At 59.4% G+C, this 7,115-nt stretch carries 8 protein-coding genes; all 8 read right to left on the bottom strand.

Annotated elements, in window-relative coordinates:
• The coding region (locus ABX749_RS15635) for a CBS domain-containing protein (RefSeq protein WP_372896797.1) at positions 1-234 on the bottom strand (234 nt) is incomplete at its 3' end.
• 226 nt (positions 235-460) lie between these two features.
• On the bottom strand, positions 461-1,987 hold the full coding sequence (locus tag ABX749_RS15630; RefSeq protein ID WP_372896796.1) for an RNA polymerase sigma factor RpoD/SigA: 1,527 nt from the start codon (positions 1,985-1,987) through the stop codon (positions 461-463).
• Between the two features lie 241 nt (positions 1,988-2,228).
• The gene (locus tag ABX749_RS15625; RefSeq protein WP_372896795.1) at positions 2,229-3,164 is read right to left on the bottom strand and encodes a F0F1 ATP synthase subunit gamma; all 936 of its coding nucleotides are present in this window, start codon (positions 3,162-3,164) and stop codon (positions 2,229-2,231) included.
• Complete coding sequence (locus ABX749_RS15620; protein WP_372896798.1) at positions 3,161-4,651, bottom strand: alternate F1F0 ATPase, F1 subunit alpha; 1,491 nt, start codon at positions 4,649-4,651, stop codon at positions 3,161-3,163. The genes ABX749_RS15625 and ABX749_RS15620 overlap by 4 nt, the downstream gene beginning before the upstream one ends.
• A gap of 316 nt (positions 4,652-4,967) precedes the next feature.
• Positions 4,968-5,729 (bottom strand): hypothetical protein, encoded by a 762-nt coding sequence (locus ABX749_RS15615; RefSeq protein ID WP_372896794.1) that lies wholly within the window; start codon positions 5,727-5,729, stop codon positions 4,968-4,970.
• Between the two features lie 6 nt (positions 5,730-5,735).
• On the bottom strand, positions 5,736-6,176 hold the full coding sequence (locus tag ABX749_RS15610; RefSeq protein ID WP_372896793.1) for a F0F1 ATP synthase subunit C: 441 nt from the start codon (positions 6,174-6,176) through the stop codon (positions 5,736-5,738).
• Positions 6,177-6,201: 25 nt separating this feature from the next.
• Positions 6,202-6,939, bottom strand: coding sequence for a F0F1 ATP synthase subunit A (locus ABX749_RS15605; protein WP_372896792.1), 738 nt, complete (start codon positions 6,937-6,939; stop codon positions 6,202-6,204).
• The coding region (locus tag ABX749_RS15600) for a hypothetical protein (protein ID WP_372896791.1) at positions 6,936-7,115 on the bottom strand (180 nt) is incomplete at its 5' end. The genes ABX749_RS15605 and ABX749_RS15600, both read right to left, overlap by 4 nt.

Genomic DNA, 7,115 nt, shown 5'->3' with positions numbered 1-7,115 from the left:
TTCAGGCAACTTGCTCATCACCACCTCCAACTCCGTCATGGTGGGATCGAGCCCCTTGGCAACGACGCAGAGCGCCAAGTCGCGATCGGTCACGATTCCGATCGGGCTTTGGTTTTGATCGAGAACGACCAGCGTTCCGACGTTCCGTGTTTTCATCCGGATCGCGGCGGCTTGTGCACTTTCATCCGGTGCAGCGACATCCACCGAGCGTGTGCAAATACGTCCCACTGACATAGCGATTCCCCTGTGTGTGGTGGCTTCAGCCGGATCAAACGCACAAACAACGTTTCGCTCGCCCTACCAGCCGAGCGATACCAGCACCGGATGGCCGAATGGACTCCGTGCCGGCATGCCCGGTGGGTGCAAGTTGGGGGCCAATCGCTGTGGGGGAAGAAGCCTGCTTGCCAAAGGGCAAAGGACTGACGGGGGGAATCGCAAGCTGGAAGCTGACTTCACCGGGTCAGTCGACGAAGCCGATCAGTTCGGCGTTGGACTGGCCTTCGCTCAGTTTTTTCAGCGCACGACTTTCGATTTGACGCACGCGTTCTCGCGAGACGTTAAACACCTGAGAGACTTCGGTGAGCGTGTATTCGTGACCATCACCGAGACCGAACCGCATCTTCAGGATCTCTCGCTCACGCCAACTGAGGCGTTCCTCAAGAATCCGATGCAGGCGTTGGTGCAGCATCCGCAGGTCCGTGTTCCGATCCGGCCGCTCCACGCTACTGGCTTCGACCAGATCACCGAGTTCACCGTTGTCATCCAGACCGATCGGTTGCTGCAGACTGGCCAGATTCTGACTGGCTCGCAGAATCGCCTCGGCCTGCTCGGACGAGGTTTCGGCCGCGGCGGCAATTTCGTCCCCCGACGGGACACGCCCCAATTCATGACGCAAATCATTGTCAATCCGTTTCATGCGGGTTATTTCGGGATTCACGTGGGCCGGAACCCGAATCGTTCGCCCCTGGTCACAGATCGCGCGGGTGATCGCCTGACGAATCCACCAGGTCGCGTAGGTACAAAACTTGAACCCGCGTTGGTGCTCAAATTTTTCGACCGCGCGGATCAGTCCTGCGTTGCCTTCTTGGATCAAATCCAAAAACGCCAGACCACGATTGCGATACTTTTTGGCGATCGAGACGACGAGCCGAAGGTTCGATTCGCACAATTCGTTTTTGGCGGCATTGAATTGCGTCTGGGCGCTGCGAATCTTGGCCACCTGATGCGACAAGCCCTCCGGCGTTTGTTGGACACTTGCAAGGATCTCGGACAATTCCGCCCGCGACTGGGCATCACCCCGATCGGCCAATTGCTTCACGCGACGCTCCAGGGCGAACAATTTCCCGGTCTGGCTGCTCAGGAATTCGATCCGCAACCCCAACTCTTCGACCAGTTGAATCGCGCGTCGACGACGGTTGCCGATCTTGGCCCACAACGCATCGCGGCGGCGGCGACTGGAGGTGCTGATCGCCTGTTTGTAGTCGTGCCGATTGAGTCGCAGCAGGGCTTCCAGGGTGCCTAAATTGTGGGGCATCCGACCCTCGATTTGATCTTTCTCCAGGTGATCGCTGACCGCGACCTGGACGAAACGATCGAAGCGAACCTCGCCCCGATGGACTTGGCCCAGCAATTCGATCGCGTCGCGGAGTACAAAGTCCGCCTCGAGCAATTGGGCACGCAGCCGTTTGCGGTGGTGATCGATCCGGATGGCCACTTCAGCCTCCTGCTCCCTGGACAGCAATCCGACCCGCTGAATTCTCACCAGATAGGACTCGACGGCATCGTCCAACGATTTCGCCGAATCGTCGTCCTTTCCGGCGGCCTGCGACCGCGGGGTCGGTGCAGAGTTTCCCCGACGAGTCGTCGCACCGGACTGAGATGGCGACGAATCTTGGCGAAAAACGGCGGTGGTTTGCGAACGTGCAAACGCATCAGAAGGCGTTTCGGAAAACGCACCGAACGTTGCACGACGGTTGTCAATAGACATCGTGCGGTTAGCTGCCGACGGGGAAATCGGTTGGGTGGGCATCACCGCAAAACGGTCGCATTGCGGCGATGGATCGGAAGAGAACCACAGGGGTCCCGAAGCGGGTTGTGGCCGAATGAATAGTAGCGCCCGAGGAGGCGGGGGCAAGTTAGCGTGTCGCGTTTTGTTCGCCACAGACCGTCGCTTGCCTGGCCAACAACGGCTGACACCTGGACATCAACGTGCTCGTGCTGCGTCTGGGTCAAAAGCCTTTGGCACTGGATAGGGCTTCAAAACCGCTGACGACGTCCAACAATTCTTCGGTGATCGCCGTCTGTCGAATCTGGTTGAACGCGCGTGTCAGATCGTCCAGCCGATCCTGGATACTTCGTTCGGCCACTTGCATGGCCGCGATGCGACTGGCATTTTCGCTGGAGAGGGATTCGGCACACGACCGATAGAGCGAAACGAACAGATACTGGCGGATGATGCGGGAGAGCAAACGGCGGCGATCCATCGTAAAGGCCGGCAAAGAAGTTGATTGCCAACGCAGGTGACTCCAGCGGCGATACCGCTCGGCCCCGATCGGCAACAACACCAACCGGTTCGGCAGACTCGCGGCCCCCACCGTTCGACGGTTGTAGAACACCAGCAAACGAGAGATCTCCGATTGCTCGCGCCAATGCTGGACCGTCAACAGAAGCTCTTGGACCAGTGGCGTGATCTCGGAAACGGAGGCCGGCACAGTCAGCGTTTGGTCTGGAGCCAGCCCCATCTCCTTCAAATGGCCCTCCACCCTCGTGCCCACCGCCAACACTTTCCACGGCTGCCCAAAAGCCTGTCCGGAATCCGATCCGGTGGGTCTTTCCTCGGCGGCGGATTGTTCGTGTTCGGCCAACACGGTCGTCGCGATGCGTTCGTTGAATTGACCACACATGCCCTGATCGGTTCCAAACACGATGGCGGCGGTACGAGTCGATCGGTGGGGATCGGCGGCGAACAGCAGATCGCCGTGCCCGGTGTCTCGCAAGACGATCTGAAAGCCCATTTCGACGGTCTGGTTGTACTGGGACAACGCGTCGGCGGCTCGTTCGTATTGGCGGATACTGACGGCCGCCAGCGTCTTCATCGTTTTGACCACCGACTGCATGTCGGTCGCCGTTTCGATCTTCATCCGCAGATGTTCCAGCGTGTTCATGGGCCGACCTGCGCGGCTTCGGAGATCGCCCGGTGCACGAACTCCTTGAGCTGTTGGAAATCCTGATCGCTCAGTTTTTGTCCCGCAGAAATCCGCTCGCACAGCCCCGGACATTCTTCCTGCAGCGTGCGATGGATCGTCCGTTCCGCTTGGCGGATGTGATCGACGGGCAACGAATCGAACGCCCCGGAGGTCAGTGCCACCATCGATCCGATCTGCTGAGGCACCGACAGCAACTCATGCCGTGCTTGTTTGAGGACTTCGCGGACGCGCAAACCGCGGTCCAGCGTGGCGCGGGTGTCTTCATCCAGTTGGCTGCTAAAACGGGCGAATTTCTCCAATTCTTCAAATTGCGAATACGCCAGTCGCAGGTCGCCGGCGACGCGACGATAAGCCGGAAACTGCGTCTTGCCGCCGACCCGCGAGACCGACCGCCCCACGTCGACCGCGGGCAACACCCCGAGGTGAAACAATTTCGGAGACAGATAGAGTTGTCCGTCGGTGATCGAAATCAGATTGGTCGGAATGTAGCCGGACACGTTCTGCGCCTCGGTTTCGATGATCGGCAGCGCGGTCAACGATCCGCCGCCGAATGCTGCGCGCAGGTGTGTCGATCGTTCCAGCAGCCGCGAGTGCACAAAAAAGATGTCACCGGGAAACGCTTCACGCCCCGGGGGGCGACGCAGCAACAGCGAAACGTGACGATAGGCCCTGGCGTGGGAGGTCAAATCATCGTAAACGATCAGCACATCGTGTCCCTGGTGCATGAAGGATTCGCCGATCGTTGTGGCGGCATAGGGCGCGATGAATTGAACACCCGGCGGCGCGTCATCGGCACCGATCACCACAATCGAATGCTCCATCGCATCATGGGAGCGGAGGGTCGCGATGACCCGCGCGACGTTCGTGCTTCGTTGTCCGATGCTGCAATAAACACAAATCACGCCGCTGTTTCGCTGATTGATGATCGTGTCCACCGCGATCGACGTCTTTCCCGTCTGACGGTCGCCCAAGACCAGCTGCCGTTGACCGCGACCGATCGGAATCAACCCGTCAATGACCTTCATGCCCGTCTGCAAGGGCACCGAGACGGCCGCGCGGTTCATGATCCCCGGGGCAGGTCGTTCACACGGCATCCGCTGGAGCCCGGTGAGTCGATGGCCGCCATCCAACGGTCGGCCGAGCGGATCGATCACCCGACCGAGCAATTCCGCGCCCACGGGCGTGTCCAGCACGCGGCCGGTGCGCTCGACCGTTGTCCCGGACTGCAACGATTCGCCTTCATCCAACAACACACAACCGACACGATGACGGTCCAGATTAAATGCGAAACCGTATCGATTGCCGGCAAACCGTAGCAATTCGTCGGATTGAACATTCGGCAACCCGTCGACGGTCGCGATCCCGCGGCTGACTTCGACCACGGTACCCGATTCACGCGCATCGACCCTGGCGTCGCGTTCGGAGACCACGTGCTTGAACGACATCGCGGTCTCGCGAATCAGATCACGAAACGCGGTCGTCGAGGTGGCATCCGTCGAAGTGCTGTCGTTCATCGGTTCATCCGGTGTGGAAAGCCATCGGTCGTTTCGGCCGTGGGCCCGCAGGCTTGATCCAAATGCCACCCTGTTCGACACGAAACGAGGTGCTTTTTGTTAGCGGCAGGGCGCGAGCCCTCCGGTCCTTCGATGTCGTTCCCAGCGGAAACCGGACGGCTCGCGCCGTTCCGCTAACTCCTGAAGTGCCAAACGAACTGGCATCGAGCTTACGCCCAACGGTCAACGCGAACAGCTGAATCCTCATCTAAGTGTCCCTCCCCAAACGCGTGGTGAAATCCGCGTTGATCCCTCGCACGAAGTCGTCCACATTCCACTGGATGCTATAGCCTCCCGCGTCGAGTTGAATGCCGCAAATCAAATCCGTCGATTGCTGAAACTCGATGTCGCCTTGATAGCCGAGCGTCTCGCGGACCACCGCGCTGAGCCGATCGCGGACGTCGTCGGGCAATTCAAACGCGCTCCGAATGCGAACCTGGGTCGCCTCATCGGTAAGCAGCGTCCTGATTTCATCGCGGCGGGCACCATCGATCTGTTTGATCCGGTTGATGAACTTTTCGACCACGCGTGTTTCCAAATCTGCATCGGCCAATTCCATCAGCGTGTGGCGGGCGGAATGCATGGCCATCTCCCCGAACTGCTCGCGCACCTCATCGGCCGACTCGGCTTGCTCCCGTTTCAATCCATCCAACCACTGGTTGCGTTTCAGTTCAACGTCGTCACGGGCTTCCCTGGTCAAACGCTCTCGGTGTTCATCCGATTCCCGCCGCGCGTCTTGAAGCATGGCGTCGCGTTGCTGCTGGAACTCGGTCTGTTGCTGCTGGTACAACGCAACGGTCTGTTCGGCTTCGGCGAGTTTCTCTTGAGCGTCATTCCAGCGCTGGGAGATCTTCGCTTCGCGCTGATTCATCGCGGCGATGATCGGTCCGTACAACAGCCACCGCAACAACCCGACCAGAATCAGGAAGTTGATGATCTGTGCGATAAAGGTAAACCAATCGATGGACATGACCGGCTACTGGGTGAAATGGTTCCAAAACGGATTGGCGAACAACAGAATCATGGCGACGACAAAGCAATAGATCGCGGTGGATTCGATCATGGCCAAACCGACGAACAAGGTGCGGGTGATCGTGTTGGACGAATCCGGTTGCTGTGCGATCGCACTGAGGGCTTGGGAGACCGCGCGGCCTTCGCCGAGCGCCGGCCCGATCGAACCGATGGCGATCGTCAGTCCCGCGATGACAATTGACCCAAGTGCGATCAGCCCCAGGTTGTCGATGCCACCGTGGCCTGTGCCACCGGCAACCGATTCGGACGGTGACACATCGCGATCGGCCAGTTCGATCGTTTGCTCGGCGTTCCCTTGCGCTCGGGCGGAGTGCTGGCTGAGTCCGGTGACAACGACGGTCAGGACCACCGCCAACAAGAAAACGGGAATGCGATGACTATTCATGGTGCTCTCCGGCGATTCGGTAGCCTTAGGAATTTTCGTTCGGTTCCGCGTCAGCCGCTTTCGAGGTCGGCTCACGCTGGTGATAAACGGTTGTGGCCGAAGCGATGTAAACCATCGCCAAGACCGCAAAGATGTACGCTTGGATCAATCCCGTCAGCAGCCCCAACACTTGCATCAAGATCGGGACGAACAGCGGAACGAAGCCGATCAAGATCGCCGCGATCACGGTGCCGCTCATCATGTTGCCGTACAGTCGAACGGCCAACGCGAGCGTGCGGGAAAATTCGCCGATGATGTTGAAGGGCAACATCAACAGGGTCGGGCGAAGGTAGTGTTGTAAGTACGCGCGCGGTCCCTGAACCGCGATCCCATAGATCGGAACCGCGATGAACACGCACGTCGCCAGTGCCGCGGTCGTCGACAACGACGCCGTCGGCGGTTGATACCCCGGCACGATGCTGAGCAGATTGGCGACGCAGATAAACAGAAACAACGTGCCGACAAAGGCCAGGTACTGACCCGGATCGCGACCGCTGACCTCGCGAATTTGATCCCGCATCCCACCGACGATCACTTCCAACACGTTTTGAAATTTGGGGACCGCCGTGTCGGTGGACAATCGACGCGTCACCCACCACGATCCGGTCACCAACAGTGCCATCACACACCAGGTGAAAACGATCGTGGCGTTCAATTTGACCATCGGCCAAACGTCGGATTGCCACAGCACCCAATGGTCGACCGAAATCTGCACCCCGTTCATGGTCTGCTCCGTTGCACGGACGTCTCGACGGCCGTCGCCAAGCCGGGTTCCCGTCCCAAAAATCGCAGCAGCGCGATCCGCGTGATTAGGAACCCCAACAAACACGCCGCGAACGTCTGCCAGACTCCGTAGACGGCGAAACCGGCGAACACCAGCAGCGCGATCACCATCCGGGT

The sequence above is a fragment of the Stieleria sp. genome (assembly GCF_041595215.1).
GTDB classification, from domain to species: domain Bacteria; phylum Planctomycetota; class Planctomycetia; order Pirellulales; family Pirellulaceae; genus Stieleria; species Stieleria magnilauensis.
Note: the sequence above shows the minus strand (reverse complement) of the source record. Positions and strands in the feature narration are given on the sequence as shown.